The sequence below is a fragment of the Janthinobacterium sp. EB271-G4-3-2 genome, assembly GCF_020858035.1.
In the GTDB taxonomy this organism is placed as follows: domain Bacteria; phylum Pseudomonadota; class Gammaproteobacteria; order Burkholderiales; family Burkholderiaceae_D; genus Janthinobacterium; species Janthinobacterium aestuarii.
The window spans coordinates 102999-120288 of record NZ_JACYMG010000011.1; the positions used below are offsets into that span (position 1 = coordinate 102999).

The window sequence follows — 17290 nt, forward strand, 5'->3', positions numbered from 1 at the left end:
CCAGCACCGCCATTCCACGGGCACGACAAGTCCGCGCCCCACCTATCCCGCTCGGGAATCGCTTGCACGACAGGGAAATAATTACAATTAAGATATTTGTTTCCTGAAATCTGGTAAGGTAATTCGCATCGATCACCCGCAGTGGCGGCAGGCGTGCATGCCGGCGCCCAACGCGCCACCTGTTTGCCTACGATGATACCTGCCAGCGTCCAGCACCTGTTCCACCTTCCCGCCGATCCGGCCCAGCTGCACCACGGCCAGCATGCGCCGGGTCTGGTGCTGCTGTCGCTCGTGATCGCCATTTTTACGTCGTGGATGGCTTTCCAGATGACGGCGTACAGCCGCGCGCAGGCGAGCATCAGCCGCCGCTTGCACTTGCTGTGCCTGCTGGCCGGCAGCCTGGCGCTGGGCTGCGGCGTGTGGGCCATGCATTTCATCGGCATGCTGGCCTTCGAGCTGGGCACCAGCGTCGCCTACGATCCGGGCCTGACCTTGCTGTCCATCGTGCCCAGCGTGGCGGCCTCGTTCGTGGCCCTGGCCACCATCAGCCGGCGCGCCGTCACGGCGCCGCTGCTGCTGCGCAGCGGCTTGCTGGTGGGCCTGGGCATCGGCGCCATGCATTACACGGGCATGCAGGCCATGCGCATGGGCCTGTCGCTGCGCTACGATCCGCTGCTGTTCGCGCTGTCGCTCGTCGTTGCCGTCGCGCTGGCCACCCTGGCCCTGTGGATACGTTTCGGCTTGCGCGGCTGGAGCAGCCGCGTGCCCTCGTCGCAACGCACGCTGATCGGCGCCTGCGTCATGGGTTGCGCGATTGCCGGGATGCATTACATGGGCATGCAGGCGGCCCGCTTCGTGGGAACGATTCCCCCAGGCAATGATGCCGATGCCAACCGGCCCATGCTGGTGATCAGCGTGACCCTGCTGACCATTGCCCTGACGATCCTGGTCGCCTCGGCCGTGGGCATCTTGCGCTACCGCGAACTGTTTCGCCACCTGAACCAGAGCGAACACTGGACCCGTTCGCTGCTGACGAGCACGGTCGATGGCGTCATCACCATCGACCGGCACGGCAGCATCATCGACTTCAACGGCGCGGCCGAGCGCATCCTCGGCTGGCGGTCGGCGGAAATTGTCGGCCGCCATGTCAGCGTGCTGGTCAGCGACGTGCGCCAGTCGGAACAGCACGGCCTGCTGCACTACCTGCGCACGGGCGAGGCTGGCGCTTTCCAGTCCAGCGAGGAAATCGTCTACCTGCGCAAGGATGGCATACCGGTCGCCGTGCAGCGTTCGGTGGCCAGCGCGCGCCTGGCCGACCAGGATTTGTATGTGCTGTTCATTACGGACATCAGCGAACGGCGCGCCATGCTGGCCGCCCTGCGCGAAAGCGAGCAACAGTTGCGCTCGCTGATCGGCAATATTCCCGGCATCGCCTTCCGCTGCACCACGGCGGAAAACCAGCCCATGCTGTTCATCAGCGATGGCGTGGAAGCCGTCACCGGCTATCCGCCCGCCGACTTTCTCGGCGCAACTCCGCGCCGCAGCATCACGGGCCTGATTGCCAGCGAAGAGCGCGCCTACGTCGTCGACGTCTTCAACCGCAGCGTGGCCAGCGGCGAGCCCTACCTGCTGGAATACCGGCTGCTGCATGCCGACGGCACGGCCCGCTGGCTGTGGGAGCGTGGCACCGTCGTGCACGATGCGGCAGGCGCCGTGCGCTGGGTCGACGGCGTCATCCTCGATATCAGCGAACGGCGGCAGATGGAGGAAGACTTGCGCAAGGCCAAGGAAAAAGCGGAGCTGGCGGCCGCCACGCGGGCCAGCTTTGTCGCCAACATGAGCCATGAAATCCGCACGCCGATGAATTCCATCCTCGGTTTCACCGATGTGCTGCTCGACTCGCCGCTGGCGCCGGAGCAGCGGCGCCACCTCAATACCGTGCGGCAGTCCGGCCGCTCGCTGTTGCGCCTGCTCAACGAAGTGCTCGATACGGCCAAGCTGGACAAGGGCGCCGTAGCGCTGGAAATGCGCGACTACAGCCTGCTGGCGCTGGTCGATGAACTGGCGTCCACGTATGGCATCCATGCGCGCAACAAGGGTTTGCGCATGGAGGTGCAATACGATCCGCAACTGCCGGCCGTGCTGCATGGCGACGAATTGCGCATGCGGCAGGTGCTGGGCAACCTGCTCGACAACGCCATCAAGTTCACGGTCAGTGGCGGTGTCAGCCTGACGGCGTGCCTCGACGGTGGCCAGCTGCACCTGCTGGTACGGGACAGCGGCATCGGTATCGCCGAGGAACGGCGCGACGCCATTTTTGATCCCTTCGTGCAGGCGGACGCATCGACCACGCGGCGCTTTGGCGGCACGGGCCTGGGCACCACCATCAGCAGGCAGCTGGTGACCCTGATGCAGGGGCGCATCTGGGCCGACGCCAGCGTGCCGCACGGCAGCGTATTCCACGTCATGCTGCCCTTGTTGCCGGCACGCCAGGCGGCGCTGCCCGCCAGCGAACGCCGCAGCGTGCGCCTGCCGCCCCTGCGCGTGCTGGCCGCCGACGACGTGCCGCAAAACCTGGAACTTCTGAGCCTGCTGCTGGGCAAGCGCGGCCACACGGTGATCACGGCAGGCGATGGCGTGGAAGCCTTGCAGCTGACGCAGCAGGACGACTTCGACATTCTGCTGCTGGACTTGCAAATGCCGCGCATGGATGGCCTGGCCGCCACGCAAGCCATCCGTGCCGCCGCCCTGCGCGATGGCCGCCCGCGCGTGCCCGTGATCGCCATGACGGCCAGCGTGCTCGATGCGCACCGCAAGGCGGCGCGGGCAGCCGGCATGGACGGTTTCGCCACCAAGCCCGTCGAATGGCAGGCGCTGTCGCGGGAAATCGCCCGCGTGCTGGGCCTGGCGGCGGAGCCTGCCGATGACAGCCCCGCGCCCGCTGGAGGAAGAGTGCTGCACCATGCGGGCGCCCTGCAGCGCTGGGCCGGCAACGACAGCGCCTACCGCGCGGCGCTGGTCCGTTTCGGACGCGAGCATCCGCGCCTGCCGCCTGCCCTGCTGGCCGCCATCGAGGCACGCGACCACGCGGTGCTCCTGCCGCAAAGCCACCGGCTGCGCGGCGCGGCGGCCAACCTCGGCCTGGAACAGCTGGCCGCCAGCCTGGCGACCCTGGAACAAGCGTGCGCCAGCCCTGGCCCCGCCACGGCGCTGCAGCTCGATGAGACGCTGGGCAAGCTGCTGACGCAATGGCCGGCGGCCCTGGCCGCCATCGCCCGGCTGGCACCGCCTGCATTGCCAGCGGCAACAGCCGATGCCATCGACGCACCCGCCGCCCGGCAAGCGGCCAGCTCCCTGCTGCAGGCCTTGCAGCGCGGCGAACTCGATGACGCGGCGCAAGCACAATTGCAGCAGGCCATGGGCGCGCAAGCGGACGCGCTGGCGCCGCTGCTGCACGCCATCGACGACTTTGATTTTCCCCTGGCACAGTCGCTCCTGCACGGCCTGCTGCCCACCTTCGCCCCGGAGTCCCCATGAATGCACGAGCCAGGCCCGTGATTCTCGTCGTTGACGATGAAGCGGCCAATTTGCAATTGCTGCGCCAGATCTTGCAGAACGACTACGCGCTGCTGTTCGCCAAAGATGGCGCGCGAGCCCTGGAACTGGCGCAGCAGGAACGCCCGGCCCTGATCCTGCTCGATGTGATGATGCCGGGCATGAGCGGCCACGACACCTGCCGCCAGCTGAAAGCGGCGCCGCTGACGGCCGCCATCCCCGTCATTTTCGTCACGGCCCTGAACGACATGCGCGACGAACTGAGCGGTTTTGAAGCGGGCGCCGTCGACTACATCACCAAACCGCTCAGCCCCGCCATCGTGCGGGCCCGCGTGCGCACGCATCTGTCGCTGGTGCGCATCGACGAACTGAAGGAAACGCGGCTGCAGATCGTCCAGCGCCTGGGTCTGGCGGCCGAATACAAGGACAATGAAACGGGCTTGCACGTGATCCGCATGAGCCATTACGCGCGCCTGCTGGGCGTGGCCGCCGGCATGGACGAGGCCGCCGCGGACGACCTGCTGCACGCGGCGCCCATGCACGACGTGGGCAAGATCGGCATTCCCGACCGCATCCTGCAAAAGCCGGGCAAGCTCGACGCGGACGAATGGGCCGTCATGCAGACGCACGCGCGTATCGGCGCCGACATCATCGGCGAACATGCCGCGGGCAACATGCTGGCGCTGGCCCGCGAAATCGCCCTGTCGCACCATGAAAAATGGGATGGCAGCGGCTACCCGAACGGCTTGGCGGGCGAGGCGATCCCGCTGGCGGGACGCATCATCGCCGTGGCCGACGTCTTCGACGCGCTGACCTCGGTGCGCCCGTACAAGCGCGCGTGGTCGGTGACGGACGCCGTAGGCTATTTACAAGCGCAACAAGGCAGCCATTTCGATGCGCGGCTGGTCGAGCTGTTTGTCAAGGAACTGCCCGCCATCGACGCCATCCGGCTGCGCTGGGCAGAGAAAGAGGAAAGCCACGCGGCCGTCTGAAAAAGTGAACTCCCGCCACGGCCAGCGTTGTTGCGTCACACAAGGAAGTGCCGGACAGATGGCGCCGGCGCCGATGCAGACCACTGGAAGGGCAAAGAGTTCGATGCCATTATGGCCGGCAGCGAGCCGAGCATTTTGATGCACATCAAATAACTTGCAATTTCCTGGCGATGGCCTTGCGGATGGCCATAACCCCTATTTTTTTGACCCGCATCAAGCCCGGCATAATAAGACCGCCGGCCCGCACGGCAGTGCCGGACTTGCCCGTGCTGATGGCGCACTGACGTCAAAAAGCCGCGCCACCCTTGCGGATGACGCGGCTTTTAACTGACAGCGACAGCCTTAGACTTTACGCTGGGCGACGGCGTCAACGACACACAGCGCCGTCATGTTGACGATGCGGCGCACGGTGGCCGATGGCGTCAGAATGTGCACGGGCTTGGCGCAGCCGAGCAGGATCGGGCCCACGGCGATGCCGTTGCCGGCCGCCGTTTTCACCAGGTTGTAGGCGATGTTGGCCGACTCGATATTCGGCATGACGAGCAGGTTGGCGTCGTTCTTCAGTGCCGAATTTGGCATCAGTTTGTGACGCAGCTTGCTGTCGAGGGCCGTATCGCCGTGCATTTCGCCGTCGATTTCCAGGTCCGGCGCGCGTTCCTTGACGATGGCCAGGGCGGCGCGCATCTTTTGCGCCGAGGCGCTGTCGCTGGAACCGAAGTTCGAGTGCGACAGCAGGGCCGCGCGCGGCGACAGGCCGAAACGGGTCATCTCTTCGGCAGCCATAATGGTGATCTCTGCCAGCTGCTCGGCGTCCGGGTTCTCATTGACGTGCGTGTCGACCATCACCAGCTGGCGTTCCGGCATGATCAGGACGTTCATGGCCGCATACACATTGCTGCCGGCGCGCTTGCCCAGCACCTGGTCGATGTATTTCAGGTGCAGCTGGGTGGTGCCGAAGGTGCCGCAGATCATGCCGTCGGCGTCGCCCTTGTGGATCATCATCGAACCGATCAGGGTGTGGCGGCGGCGCATTTCCAGCTTCGCGTATTCCTCGGTGACGCCCTTGCGGCTCGTCATCGCGTAATACGTGTTCCAGTAATCGCGATAGCGCTCGTCGAAGTCCGGGTTGATGACGTCGAAGTCGACGCCTTGCTTGAGTCGCAGGCCGAACTTCTGGATGCGCGCTTCGAGCACCGGTGGACGGCCGACCAGGATAGGACGCGCCAGTTTTTCATCGACCACCACTTGCACGGCACGCAGCACGCGCTCTTCTTCGCCTTCGGCGTAGACGATGCGTTTGAGTTCGGCCGGCGTGGATTTGGCCATCAGGAACAGCGGCTTCATGAAGGTGCCGCTGCGGTAGACGAATTGCTGCAGGCTGTCCGCGTACGCCTGCAAGTCCTTGATCGGACGCGTGGCGACGCCGGAATCCTCGGCCGCCTTGGCCACGGCCGGCGCGATCTTGATCAGCAAACGGGGATCGAACGGCATCGGGATCAGGTATTCAGGACCGAACGACAGGTTGCTGATGCCATACGTGGTGGCCACGATGTCGGACTGCTCGGCATGCGCCAGGTCGGCGATCGCGTGCACGACGGCGATTTCCATTTCGCGCGTGATCGTCGTCGCGCCGCAATCGAGGGCGCCGCGGAAGATGTACGGGAAGCACAGCACGTTGTTGACCTGGTTCGGATAGTCCGAACGGCCCGTGGCGATGATGGCGTCGCTGCGCACGGCCTTGACTTCTTCCGGCAGGATTTCCGGATTCGGGTTGGCCAGCGCCAGGATCAGCGGGTTCGGCGCCATCTTGCGCACCATGTCTTGCTTCAGCACGCCGCCGGCGGAGACACCGAGGAAAATGTCGGCGTCCGGGATGATCTCGGCCAGGGTACGCAGCGGCGTGTCTTGCGCGAAGCGTTCCTTGTCCGGGTCCATCAGTTCCGTGCGGCCCTTGTAGACGACGCCGGCCAGGTCGGTGACGTAGATATTTTTCAGCGGGAAGCCCAGGTCGACGATCAGGTCCAGGCAGGCCAGCGCCGCGGCGCCCGCGCCCGACACGACCAGTTTGCAGTCCTCGATTTTCTTGCCGACGGCTTTCAGGCCGTTCAGGATGGCCGCGCCGACGATGATGGCGGTGCCGTGCTGGTCGTCATGGAAGACGGGAATCTTCATGCGGTCGCGCAGCTGGCGCTCGATGTAGAAGCATTCAGGCGCCTTGATGTCTTCCAGGTTCACGCCGCCGAAGGTCGGTTCCAGCGAAGCGATGATGTCGACCAGTTTGTCCGGGTCCGATTCGTTGATCTCGATGTCGAAGACGTCGATGCCGGCGAATTTCTTGAACAGCACGCCCTTGCCCTCCATCACCGGCTTGGCGGCCAGCGGACCGATATTGCCCAGTCCCAGCACGGCCGTGCCGTTGGTGATGACGGCCACCAGGTTGCCGCGCGCCGTGTATTTATAGGCGTTGGCCGGATCGATGACGATTTCTTCGCACGGTGCCGCCACGCCTGGCGAGTAGGCCAGTGCCAGGTCGCGCTGGTTGGTCAGTTGTTTGGTCGGCGTCACGCTGATTTTGCCGGGGCGCGGGCACTCGTGATACTCGAGTGCGGCCAAGCGCAATTGTTGACGCAATTCTTCTTTTTTATCAGATGACGAATCCATGCTGTGCTGCCTTCCTGTTTGGTCGATCGGGTGTTCCGGATTTTATCAGACCGATTCTTTCAATTAGCTAGGTATTTTCCGCTAGCCACAGTCTGATATCACGAAAACGCATAACCTAGCATTGTAAGGCCGTCCGGCGACACAAACGTCCTCAACAGGAAAAACTATCAAATTTTATATTTCAATTAGTTTTTGTGATCACTGACCGGGAGCACGCCACAGCGGCAGCGCGGCGACGGCGCGCTCGATATCGTCCATCTCGTCCGGGCCCAGCGTCGTGTCGAACGGCGCGGACAAAATGCGGCGCATCAGCGCCAGGCGCGTCGTCGCCTGCTGCGCGTCGATGAAGCGCGTCGTTTCCGCGCAATACTGCGCGCGGCGCAGGGCATCGGCGCCGTCATCGTCGCCGTCGGGATAATAGTGGCGGCCGATGTTATGGAGCGACATTAACAAAAATTCGATCTCGCGCAGGATGCGCAGCGCATCCTCGCCGGACAGCACGATGCGGCGGTTGGCGGGCAGCAGGGACGGCGACGCGGCGCGCTTATTCGAAATTGTCATCGATCAGGAAGCCGTAGTCGTCATCGATCAGCATTTGCAGATACGCGTCGAAGCTGTCGGCGATGACCAGGTAGCTATCAGGATCGTGCAGGAAGCGCACGACCTGCCCCACCTTGCCCGACGCCGTGGGCGTGAAATCGACATACAGCCGCGAAGAGCCGCCATTGTTCATGCAATGCGAAAAACACAGGCGCTGGCCCTGCTTGATGCCCGCGTCGATGCGGGCGTCGACGATGCCGGGGTCGTCTTCCAGGTAATGGCCGTAGATATCGGCGATGCTGCGCTGGTTCGCTTGCCGGTCTTCCAGGATCTGTTCGACGGAACTCAGGTAATACGGGTACTCGAACACGTCCGAGCCCAGCATGTACACCAGCACCATGCCGCCGGGATACTCCTGGTAATACGTGCCGTTGTACTGGCCCAGCAGGCGCAGCAGGCTGTCCGGGCACAGCGGATACGCCTGGCGCAAGCTGGCCAGTTGCGCCGCGCTGGCGCCGCTGGCCAGCGCCAGTTCCGCCAGCGGCTCCGGCGGCATGGCCTGGCGCAAGCCGGCTAAATAATGGTCGACAATGTTCATGGCCGAAATATATCAGCTGGCCGGACACGTCAGGCGCACGCTAGCGCGCACCGGCCAGCCGCGCCCCCGGCGCGAAGCGCACGGCGATCAGCAATAACAGCACCACGCCGCCCGCCATCACCATCCACGCCTGGGCCAGGCTGGACGAATGCTGGCGGATCAGGCCGGCGATGAAGGGCATGCTGCTGGCGATGATGTAGCCGCCGCCCTGCACGAAACCGAGCAAGGCGCCGGCGCCGGCCGGATCCCGCACGTGGTCCATGCTGACGATCAGCGACAGGGGAAACAGGGAGCCGATGCCGCAACCGAGCAGGATCACGGCGGGAATGGCCAGTTGCGCGGGCGCCACGATCAGGCAAGCCAGGCCGCCCAGCACGGCCAGCAGTACCGACAGCAGCAGGATGCGGCGGTCGGGGAAGCGGTGGATGATGCTGGAAATCGCCAGTCCCGCCAGCACTTCCACCAGGGTCAGGCCACCGAGCAGCAAGCCGCTGTCGGCGGCGCTCCAGCCCAGTTCCGTGTAAAACGGCGGCAGCCAGGCCAGCACCAGCGTGTACGCCCCGGTGCCGATGCCAAAGAACACCATCAGCAGCCAGGCGCGGCGGCTGCCCACGGGCAGGCTGGCACCCGCGCCGCCGGTCACCTCCACGCGCGACACGGCGGCGCGGCGCCACAGCAGCGCGGCGGCCACGGCGGGCAGCGCCCACAGGGCCAGCAGCGCCTGCCATCCCAGCGATTGCGCCAAGGGCGAAGCGGAGGCGGCCGCAATGGCCGCGCCGCCCATGATGCCCGTCGTATAAAAGCCCATCAGCTGGCCTGCCCGCTCGGGGAAATGGCGCTTGATGAAGGCGGGCAGCAAGGCTTGCACCAGCGCGATGCCCAGGCCGCCCAGGGCCGCCGTGGCGATCAGGCCGCCGCTGCCATGCAGGGGCCAGCGCAGCGCGCAGGCGGCGGCGATAATGGCGATGCCCAGCGAGATGCCGCGCGCCACGCCCAGCCGGCGCTGCAGCTGCGCGCCCGCCAGCGCGCACACGCCCATGGCGAACACGGGCACGGTGGTCAGCAAGCCCGCGTCGGCATTGCTGAGGCCCGTGCCGGCCTGGATGCTGTCGAGCAAGGGGCCGATAGCGGCCAGGATGGGCCGCAGGTTCAAGCCCAGCAGGATGATGGCGGCCACCAGCAGGGCCGAAGACGATGAAGCAGAAAGGGATGCGGCAGGTCGTGCGGAGGGCATGGGATAGTCCTTGCCTCGCTGGGAGGCACATGGTTTAATGCGTCATCAAATATGACTCGATGAAAAGCATCTTAACATAAAGATAGAAATCTATCTTGATGTCAAGATAAATGGATAGCCCATGACAACTACCCCGCAAGAACACACACGCGCGCAATTTGCCGCCGCACAATGGCAGCGCGAGCTGCCGCAGATGGATACGCGCGCCATGCAGCTGGTGGGCCAGCTGGGCACGGTGGCGCAGCTGATGGCGCGCGACTGGCTCAATCCGCTGTTCGCCGAACACGGCTTGCAGCCGGGCGAATTCGACGTGCTGGCGACATTGCGCCGCTCGGGCGCGCCCTACAGCCTGACGCCGACGGCGCTGTACGAAGCGGCCATGTTGTCTTCGGGCGGCATGACCAACCGCATCGACCGGCTGGAAGCGGCCGGCTGGATCGAACGCCGGAAGCATCCGACGGACCGGCGCGGCGTGCTGGTGGCCCTGACACAAAAGGGATTGGAATTGATAGAAAAGCTCGTGCTGCTGCACGTGGAGAACGAGCGCGCCATGCTGTCGGCGCTCGATGCGGACGAACAGCGCCAGCTCGACCAGTTGCTGGCCAAGCTGCTGCACGGCATGGCGCAGGCGAAGAAAGACTAGGCGAGCAGACTCGCCAGCTCGCGCAGCGCCGCATTGCCGCGCCGCGCCAGACGCTGCAGTTCGGCAGGGTCGCGGCTGTCGTAGATGGCCTGGACATGGCGCGCGCTGGCCGCGCGCAAGTCGATATCGCTGTCGCGGTCCGGAAGCTGGGCATCGGCCACATGTCCCTCGACCAGGGTCAGATAGTAATGACGGGACTTGCCGCGCAAGTTGGTGGCAAACTGCAGCACCAGTCCGTTGTCGAACAGCAGGGCGCCGCTGCGGCCACCGTGTTCCAGCAGCACGCGAAACGCCGGCAAGGGCCGCCGCGCCGCGCGCAGTACACCGGCCAGGTGTACCTGATAACCGAGTTCCAGGCCATTCGCGCCCAGCTGGCCGCGCTGCAGATACACTTTGAACGACGCCGGCACGGGCCGGCCGGCGCGGCGGAAAAGGCGCGCATCTTCGTACAGGCACAGCTGGCCGCCGTCGCTGATGACGTCGAAGCCGCGCGCCGCCAGCTCCTGCGCCTCGAAAGTGCGCAAGCCGACGGCTTGCGGATCGCGCAGCCAGCCGTGGTCGAGCCAGGATTGCAGCAAAAAGTGAATATCGAAGATGGGCATGGCAAGCTGTTCGGCAATGGCAAAGGCGCCTATTGTATGCCAGCCTATAATAGCCGGGCCACACCCTCATTCAACGAACTGACCACGCCATGGCCCCACACGACGCGCTTTCCGAATTCGACCTGATCAAACAATATTTCGTGCGCCAGCGCCCCGGCCGCGCCACCCTGGGCATCGGCGACGATTGCGCGCTGATCACGCCCGGCGCGGGCAAGCAGATCGCCATCTCGTCGGACATGCTGGTCGAGGACCGGCACTTCTTTGCCGGCGCCGACGCCCGCATGCTCGGCCACAAAAGCCTGGCCGTGAACCTGTCCGACCTGGCCGCCATGGGCGCGCGTCCCGTGGCATTTACCCTGGCCCTGGCCCTGCCGCAAGCGGAGCGCGCCTGGCTGGCCGGCTTTGCCGAGGGCCTGTTTGCGCTGGCCGACGCCTACGGCTGCGAATTGATCGGCGGCGACACCACCAAGGGCCCTTTGAATATCTGCATCACCGTGTTCGGCGAGCTGGCGCCGGGCCAGGCCCTGCGCCGCAGCGCGGCCGTGGCGGGCGACGATATCTGGGTCAGCGGCACCCTGGGCGACGCGCGCCTGGCCTTGGCCGGCTACCGCAAGGAACAGGCATTGTCGCCAGCCGACCTGGCCATGGCAGGCGCGCGCATGCACACGCCGACGCCGCGCGTGGCGCTCGGCTGCGCGCTGGCCGAAGCGGGCCTCGCGCATGCGGCTATCGATATCTCGGACGGTCTGGTGGGCGATCTGGGCCACATCTTGAAAGCGTCGCAGGCGGGCGCCACGCTCGACGTCGACGCCCTGCCGGCCGGCCCCGTGCTGGCGCGGCAGGAAACAGGCTTGCGCCGCCGCTACACGGCCGCCGGCGGCGACGATTATGAATTGTGCTTCACGGCGCCCGCCTCCTCGCGCGACGCCATCGCCGCGCTGGCGGCCAGCTGCGGCACGCCCGCCACGCGCGTGGGCAGCATCGAGGCCAAAGCGGGCTTGCGGCTGGTGGATGCGGCCGGGCAGCCGCTCGATCTGGCCTTGAGTTCCTTCGACCACTTCACCGATTGAGCTAGCGCACCGCCACGCGCGCCAGCCCCGGCTGGTTCACCATCCAGTAGTGCTGGAAGGCCAGGCGGATGTTGTCGCGCAGCTGGGTGTCGTCCCACGGTTTCGTATAAAAACGGTAGATGGCGCCCCGGTTGATCGAGTCGAGCACGGCTTCGAGGCCCGTGTAGCCGGACAGGATGATGCGGATGGTTTCCGGGTACAGCTCTTTTACTTTACTGAGGAATTCCGTGCCGCTCATGCTCGGCATGCGCTGGTCGCAGACGATCACGTGCACCCTGTGCAGGGCCAGCATTTCAAACCCTTCGGCCGGCGTGCTGGCCGTAAGAATCTGATAGCCCTCGGGACGGAACAGGCGGTGCAATGACGACAGCACGTTGACGTCGTCATCGACGATGAGCAGCGTCTGCGCGGGCTGGGCGGCCGGGTCGTGGCCGGGCGGCAGGCCGGCGCCGGCGACGATCATCTGCCCCAGTTCCAGCGCCGGCAGGGCGCGGCTGAAATAGAAACCCTGGATCTCGTCGCAGCGGTTGCGCCGCAGGTATTCGAGCTGCGGACGCGATTCCACGCCCTCGGCCACGACGCTCAGTTTCAGGCTGTGCGCCATGCTGACGATGGCCAGCGCGATGGCCGCGTCGTTCGGGTTGCTGGTGATGTTGCGCACAAAGGCGATGTCGATCTTCAGCTTGTCGATGGGGAAGCGCTGCAGATACGCGAGGCTCGAATAACCGGTGCCGAAATCGTCGATCGCCACCTTCACGCCGATTTTCTTCAGTTTGCCCAACACGACGATGGTGCGCTCGGCGTTCGACATCAGCGCCGTTTCCGTCAGTTCCAGTTCCAGCAGTTCCGGCGCCACGTTGTGATGCGCCAGCGCGCGCGTCACTTCGCCTTCCAGGTCGCCTTCGGCAAACTGGCGGCTCGACACGTTCACGGCCACGTGCACTGGCCCCACTTCGCTGTCGCGCCATTCGGCGATCTGGCGGCAGGCGGCCTGGATCACCCAGGCGCCCACGCGCACGATCAGGCCCGTGTCTTCCAGCACGGGCACGAATTCGGCTGGCGCCACCAGGCCGTAGCCGGGACGGCGCCAGCGCAGCAGCGCTTCCACGCCGCTGATGCGGCCCGTGCGCAAATCCACCTTGGGCTGGTAGTACAGGATGAACTGGTCGTGTTCGAGCGCATGGCGCAGCGCCAGTTCCAGGTCCAGGCGTGCCAGCACCTGCACGTTCATGCCGGCCGTGAAAAAGCGGTAGCCGTCGCGGCCCGCCTGCTTGGCGCCGCCCATGGCCGTATTCGCGTATTTGATCAGGGTTTCCGGGTCGGTGGCGTCGTCCGGATACATGGCGATGCCGATGCTGGCCGTCAGGGTGGCCGCATGGCCGCGCAAGTCGAAGGGCGCCCTCAAGGCTTCGCGCACCTGGTTGGCGACGGCGACGGCTTCCTGCTGGTTGCGGCTCATCGTCAATATCAGCGCGAATTCGTCGTTGCCCAATCGCCCCACCGTGTCGCGCAGGCGCACGCATTCGACCAGGCGGTTGCTGAACTGGCGCAGCAGCTCGTCGCCCAGCGCCGCGCCCAAGGTGTCGTTGATGCTTTTAAAACGGTCGAGCGCGATGAACAGCACCACGATGCGCCAGCTTTTCTCTTGCGCCAGTTCCACGGCCTGGGCCAGGGTCTGGTAGAACAGGCTGCGGTTCGGCAGTCCCGTCAAGCCATCGTAATGGGCCAGGTGCTTGAGGCGCTCCTGCGCCTGGCGCCGCTCGCTGATGTCGCGCGCCACGGCGATCAGCAGCAGGCCGCCCGCGCCAGGGGTGCCAGAATAGCCGCCCGTCACGGGCGCTTGCGCATACCAGTGCCAGCCCAGTTCCACGGGGATCAGGCTCAGGTCGCGCCGCACCAGTTCGCACTCCGTCACTTCCGTGGCCAGATGGGCCGGGCCGCCCGGCAGCGCGGCCAGCGGCGGGGCCGGCGGCGATGGCAGCAAGGTGCCCGGCGCCAGCGCCAGCAATTCGTTGCGCGCATAGCCGAGCAGGCGGCAAGCGCCGTCGTTGACGTCGACCAGGGTCATGCCCACCACGTCGACGAGGAAGATGGCGTCCGTGGTGGCGTCCATGGCGCCGCGAAAGCGCTGCAGTTCAGCCGTGCGCTGGCCCACCGTGCGTTCGAGCAGAGTGTTGTAGTGGCGCGCGGCGCGGTGCAGCAGACGCACTTCGAGCATGTTGCGGATGCGCGTGAGCACCTCCAAGGCATCGAAGGGCTTGCTGATGAAGTCGCGCGCGCCCGCTTCCAGCGCCGCCAGCTTGGCGTCCGGGTCGGCGGCGATCACCAGCACGGGCAGGTAGCCTTCCAGCTCCAGCGGACGCAGGGCATCCATCACCTCGTAGCCGCTCATGCCGGGCATCACCAGGTCGAGGATGATCAGGTCGAACTGGTGGCGCTGGTGCAGGCCGGCCACGGCGCGCGCATCGAGGGTGCTGGTGATGGCCGTGTAGCCGCCGCTTTGCAGCAAATGCTCGAGCAGGCGCAGATTGACTTCCTGGTCGTCGACGAGGAGAATTTTCGCCGCGTAGATATCGGCCTGGCTGATCATGGCGCGCCTGTTCCCTTCTGCCGGCGCTGCTGCGCCACATAGGCCAGGGTGCTGTTGATCGCCTCGGTAAATTCATCGAGGTTGATCGGCTTGGTCAGGTAGCGGTAGAAGCCCAGCGCCATGCTGCGCTCGACGTCGCCCGGCATGGCGTTGGCCGTCAGGGCGATGACGGGAATGTGCGCCGTGCGCGGATCGGCGCGCAGCAGTTTCAGCGCATCCGTGCCATTCACGTTCGGCAGATTGATGTCCATCAGGATCAGCTGCGGCAGGTGCGTGCGCGCCATTTCCACGCCCAGGCGGCCATCGGTGGCCGTCAACAGCTGCAATTGCGGGCAGTAGCGCACGATTTCCTCGACCAGGGTCAGGTTGGCGGGATTGTCTTCCACGTAGAGCAAGGTCACGGGGGCGCTGTGATCGAGCAGCGCCCCGGCCAGATCGGGCCGCGGCAAGGCCAGCAGGTCGGGTGCGGGCAAGGCGTCGACCACGCGCAGCTCGATCCAGAAGGTGCTGCCCTCGCCGGGCGCGCTGCTCACGCCGATGCTGCCATCCATCAGCTCCACCAGGCGCTTGGTGACCACCAGGCCGATGCCGCTGCCTTCTTCCGTGCCGCCCTCCTGTCCCAGCCGGTTGAAAGGCTGGAACAGCAGCGCCACCTGTTCGACGTCGAGGCCCACGCCCGTATCGCGCACGCTGATGCGCACCCGCCCGCCCGCCTGCGGCGCGCAATCGATGGCTACCTGCCCCTGCTCGCGGTTGTACTTGAGCGCATTCGACAACAGGTTCAACAGGATTTGCTTGAGGCGCGTGCGGTCTGCCAGCACGTTCAGGGGGCAGGCGTCAGGGAAGGTCATGCCGATGCCGCGCTGGCTGGCCAGCGGCGCGATCATGTCGCGGCATTCCTGCAAGATGGCGTCCAGGCCCACCGGCTCGAGCGACAGGCTGACCGTGCCCGATTCCACCTTGGCCAGGTCGAGGATTTCATTGATCAGTGTCAGCAGGTGGCGCCCCGATTTCAGGATATGGCCGGCGAACTCCTTCTTTTGCTCCAGGGTCGACGGCAGGCGGTCGGAACTGAGGATTTGCGCGAAGCCCAGGATGGCGTTGAGCGGCGTGCGCAATTCATGGCTCATCGACGACAAAAACGCCGACTTGGCATAGTTGGCGCTGCGCGCCTCTTCCATCGCCATGGCCAGTTCGCCATTCGTCATTTCCAGCTGCATCGTGCGCTCGTGCACGCGCACTTCCAGTTCCTGATTCAGGCGCATGACTTCCTGCTGCGCCTCGGCGCGCTGCTCGCCTTCGCGCGCCAGCTCGCCGTTCGAGCGCTCCAGCGCCTGCGTGCGCAGCTCGATCTCGGCCAGCATCTTGTTGAAAGAATCGACCAGCTGCGCCACTTCGTCGACGCTGAGCTTGCGCGCGCGGCGCGAGTAGTCGCCCGTCTCGATCACTTCGCGCGCCACGTCGGCGATGTCGAGGATGGGCTGCGTGATGACGAAATCGAGGCGGCGCAGCAGCAGCAAGGCCACCAGCAGCGCCAGCACCGTCACGCTCAGCGCGATGGCCAGGTAATCGGCCGTGCGGCCGGCCAGCTCGTAATCGGCGCGCAGATACACGGTGCCCAGCAATTCGCCATTGTCGACGATGGGCTTGAACAATTCGACGGATTTGCCCGCGATGCTGACGCCTTCCTTGCCCGCCTTCGCCGGCAGCTCGCCCACGTGCTGATGCGCGCGGTAGCTGGCAAACAGGCTGCCGTCGGCCTTGTACAGGGCGCCGGCCGTCACGCGCGGACGGATGCGCATCAAATTGAGGTTTTCCAGCGCCAGGCGCTCGTCGTCGAAGGCCAGCGCGGCCGAGCTCATGTGCCCGAGCAGCTCGGCCTGGGTACTGATGTCGGCCACCAGATTGCGGTGGTAGGCGCGCAAGTCGTAGACGACGATGGTGCCCAGCGAAATGACGAGCGCCACCAGGGTGGTCAGCAAGACCACCGACATCAGCTTGTGGCGGATGGAACGCAGTCTGATCATCTAGGCGCCCCCAGTCTGCACGCGGTAGGCGGCCAGCAGCATGCGCGCGCTGATGCGGATATGCGCCTGCGCCACGGGTTTCAAGGCCACGTCGAAGCGGACCTTGTCTTCGGCCATCACAAAATTGATCATGCTGCCCATCGCGTAGACCTCATCCGAATCGGACACCGTCAGCAACGCCAGGCCACGGCTGGCGGCCAGCATCTCCTGCAGCGCCGTTTTCTCCAGCGCGCCCAGGTACAGCACGTGCAGCCCGGCCAGCGCTTCGCCGCGGCGCACTTTTTTCACCTGCACGACGCGGCCGTGGACACTATGCCCGGCCACGCTCTGCTCGAGCTGCTCGGCCAGCGCGTCGGCGCCCGCCACGCCGATCACCAGCGGCGAGTCGGGCCGGGCAAAGCTGCCGTCTGGCCACTCGACATAGCCGGCAAACTTGTACAGATACGCGGCCTTGACCTGGCGTTCCAGCTCCCCCGGCACCTGCGATCGCGCATCGGCGCACAGCACGCCCAGAAGCAGCAATAGCCAGCCCCAGCGCAGGGAGCGGCGAGCAGCGCCGCGCGCGGGGCGGCGCAAGGGGCCAGGATGATGCCACCAGGTCCAGTTCAGAATTGCCATGACAACCGAGTAAAGATAATGCATACGAAGGCGCGGCACCATGCCGCTTGCCTGTTCGGGCGATGCGCACCAGGGTGGCGCAGCGACAGAGCGCCTGCCGGCCCGAAGTGGTAGCAAATGTATAAAAGAGTGTACGCATTTTCGCTGTTACCGGGGAAAG

12 protein-coding genes are annotated in these 17290 nt (G+C 65.6%); 4 read left to right on the forward strand and 8 right to left on the reverse strand.

Annotated features, from left to right (window positions below):
• Positions 1-192: 192 nt before the first annotated feature.
• Both IGS55_RS21390 and IGS55_RS21395 read left to right on the forward strand, forming a co-directional pair.
• Entirely contained in the window at positions 193-3537 is a 3345-nt protein-coding gene (locus tag IGS55_RS21390) for an MHYT domain-containing protein (RefSeq protein ID WP_230517129.1), read from the forward strand.
• The gene (locus IGS55_RS21395) at positions 3534-4547 is read left to right on the forward strand and encodes a response regulator (protein WP_230517051.1); all 1014 of its coding nucleotides are present in this window, start codon (positions 3534-3536) and stop codon (positions 4545-4547) included. Before IGS55_RS21390 ends, IGS55_RS21395 begins: the two co-directional genes overlap by 4 nt.
• Before the next feature lie 342 nt (positions 4548-4889).
• On the opposite strand, the gene IGS55_RS21400 is transcribed toward IGS55_RS21395, so the two are convergent.
• From IGS55_RS21400 to IGS55_RS21415, 4 genes are all read right to left on the reverse strand, one after another.
• Entirely contained in the window at positions 4890-7208 is a 2319-nt protein-coding gene (locus IGS55_RS21400) for an NADP-dependent malic enzyme (protein WP_230517050.1), read from the reverse strand.
• Positions 7209-7406: 198 nt separating this feature from the next.
• A complete protein-coding gene (locus IGS55_RS21405; RefSeq protein ID WP_230517049.1) occupies positions 7407-7769 on the reverse strand; it encodes a hypothetical protein in 363 nt (120 codons plus the stop codon).
• Complete coding sequence (locus IGS55_RS21410; protein WP_230517048.1) at positions 7753-8346, reverse strand: SMI1/KNR4 family protein; 594 nt, start codon at positions 8344-8346, stop codon at positions 7753-7755. Before IGS55_RS21410 ends, IGS55_RS21405 begins: the two co-directional genes overlap by 17 nt.
• A gap of 40 nt (positions 8347-8386) precedes the next feature.
• Positions 8387-9580 carry an MFS transporter gene (locus IGS55_RS21415; protein WP_230517047.1) on the reverse strand — a complete coding sequence of 398 codons (1194 nt, stop codon included), beginning with the start codon at positions 9578-9580 and terminating at the stop codon, positions 8387-8389.
• A gap of 121 nt (positions 9581-9701) precedes the next feature.
• Between IGS55_RS21415 and IGS55_RS21420 the strand changes: the two genes are divergently transcribed.
• The gene (locus tag IGS55_RS21420) at positions 9702-10223 is read left to right on the forward strand and encodes a MarR family winged helix-turn-helix transcriptional regulator (protein WP_230517046.1); all 522 of its coding nucleotides are present in this window, start codon (positions 9702-9704) and stop codon (positions 10221-10223) included.
• On the opposite strand, the gene IGS55_RS21425 is transcribed toward IGS55_RS21420, so the two are convergent.
• Entirely contained in the window at positions 10220-10825 is a 606-nt protein-coding gene (locus tag IGS55_RS21425) for a hypothetical protein (protein ID WP_230517045.1), read from the reverse strand. The genes IGS55_RS21420 and IGS55_RS21425 overlap by 4 nt on opposite strands.
• 89 nt (positions 10826-10914) lie before the next feature.
• Between IGS55_RS21425 and thiL the strand changes: the two genes are divergently transcribed.
• Entirely contained in the window at positions 10915-11895 is a 981-nt protein-coding gene (thiL, locus tag IGS55_RS21430) for a thiamine-phosphate kinase (RefSeq protein ID WP_230517044.1), read from the forward strand.
• 1 nt (position 11896) lies between these two features.
• Here the strand turns inward: thiL and IGS55_RS21435 are convergent, their stop codons facing one another.
• From IGS55_RS21435 to IGS55_RS21445, 3 genes are read right to left on the reverse strand one after another with little or no spacing between them, the layout of a single operon-like run.
• Positions 11897-14485: an EAL domain-containing protein gene (locus tag IGS55_RS21435; RefSeq protein ID WP_128141799.1), complete on the reverse strand. Its 2589-nt coding sequence runs from the start codon at positions 14483-14485 to the stop codon at positions 11897-11899.
• Positions 14482-16512: an ATP-binding protein gene (locus IGS55_RS21440; RefSeq protein ID WP_230517043.1), complete on the reverse strand. Its 2031-nt coding sequence runs from the start codon at positions 16510-16512 to the stop codon at positions 14482-14484. Before IGS55_RS21440 ends, IGS55_RS21435 begins: the two co-directional genes overlap by 4 nt.
• Positions 16513-17130 (reverse strand): YfiR family protein, encoded by a 618-nt coding sequence (locus IGS55_RS21445; RefSeq protein ID WP_181878010.1) that lies wholly within the window; start codon positions 17128-17130, stop codon positions 16513-16515.
• Between the last annotated feature and the right edge of the window lie 160 nt (positions 17131-17290).

What these genes read in the sequence shown, in the direction of transcription:
- IGS55_RS21445 (WP_181878010.1), bottom strand. Translation starts at nt 17,130, where the DNA reads ATGGCAATTCTGAACTGGACCTGGTGGCATCATCCTGGCCCCTTGCGC.
- IGS55_RS21420 (WP_230517046.1), top strand. Translation starts at nt 9,702, where the DNA reads ATGACAACTACCCCGCAAGAACACACACGCGCGCAATTTGCCGCCGCA.
- IGS55_RS21435 (WP_128141799.1), bottom strand. Translation starts at nt 14,485, where the DNA reads ATGATCAGCCAGGCCGATATCTACGCGGCGAAAATTCTCCTCGTCGAC.
- IGS55_RS21395 (WP_230517051.1), top strand. Translation starts at nt 3,534, where the DNA reads ATGAATGCACGAGCCAGGCCCGTGATTCTCGTCGTTGACGATGAAGCG.
- thiL (WP_230517044.1), top strand. Translation starts at nt 10,915, where the DNA reads ATGGCCCCACACGACGCGCTTTCCGAATTCGACCTGATCAAACAATAT.
- IGS55_RS21400 (WP_230517050.1), bottom strand. Translation starts at nt 7,208, where the DNA reads ATGGATTCGTCATCTGATAAAAAAGAAGAATTGCGTCAACAATTGCGC.
- IGS55_RS21410 (WP_230517048.1), bottom strand. Translation starts at nt 8,346, where the DNA reads ATGAACATTGTCGACCATTATTTAGCCGGCTTGCGCCAGGCCATGCCG.
- IGS55_RS21425 (WP_230517045.1), bottom strand. Translation starts at nt 10,825, where the DNA reads ATGCCCATCTTCGATATTCACTTTTTGCTGCAATCCTGGCTCGACCAC.
- IGS55_RS21440 (WP_230517043.1), bottom strand. Translation starts at nt 16,512, where the DNA reads ATGATCAGACTGCGTTCCATCCGCCACAAGCTGATGTCGGTGGTCTTG.
- IGS55_RS21415 (WP_230517047.1), bottom strand. Translation starts at nt 9,580, where the DNA reads ATGCCCTCCGCACGACCTGCCGCATCCCTTTCTGCTTCATCGTCTTCG.
- IGS55_RS21405 (WP_230517049.1), bottom strand. Translation starts at nt 7,769, where the DNA reads ATGACAATTTCGAATAAGCGCGCCGCGTCGCCGTCCCTGCTGCCCGCC.
- IGS55_RS21390 (WP_230517129.1), top strand. Translation starts at nt 193, where the DNA reads ATGATACCTGCCAGCGTCCAGCACCTGTTCCACCTTCCCGCCGATCCG.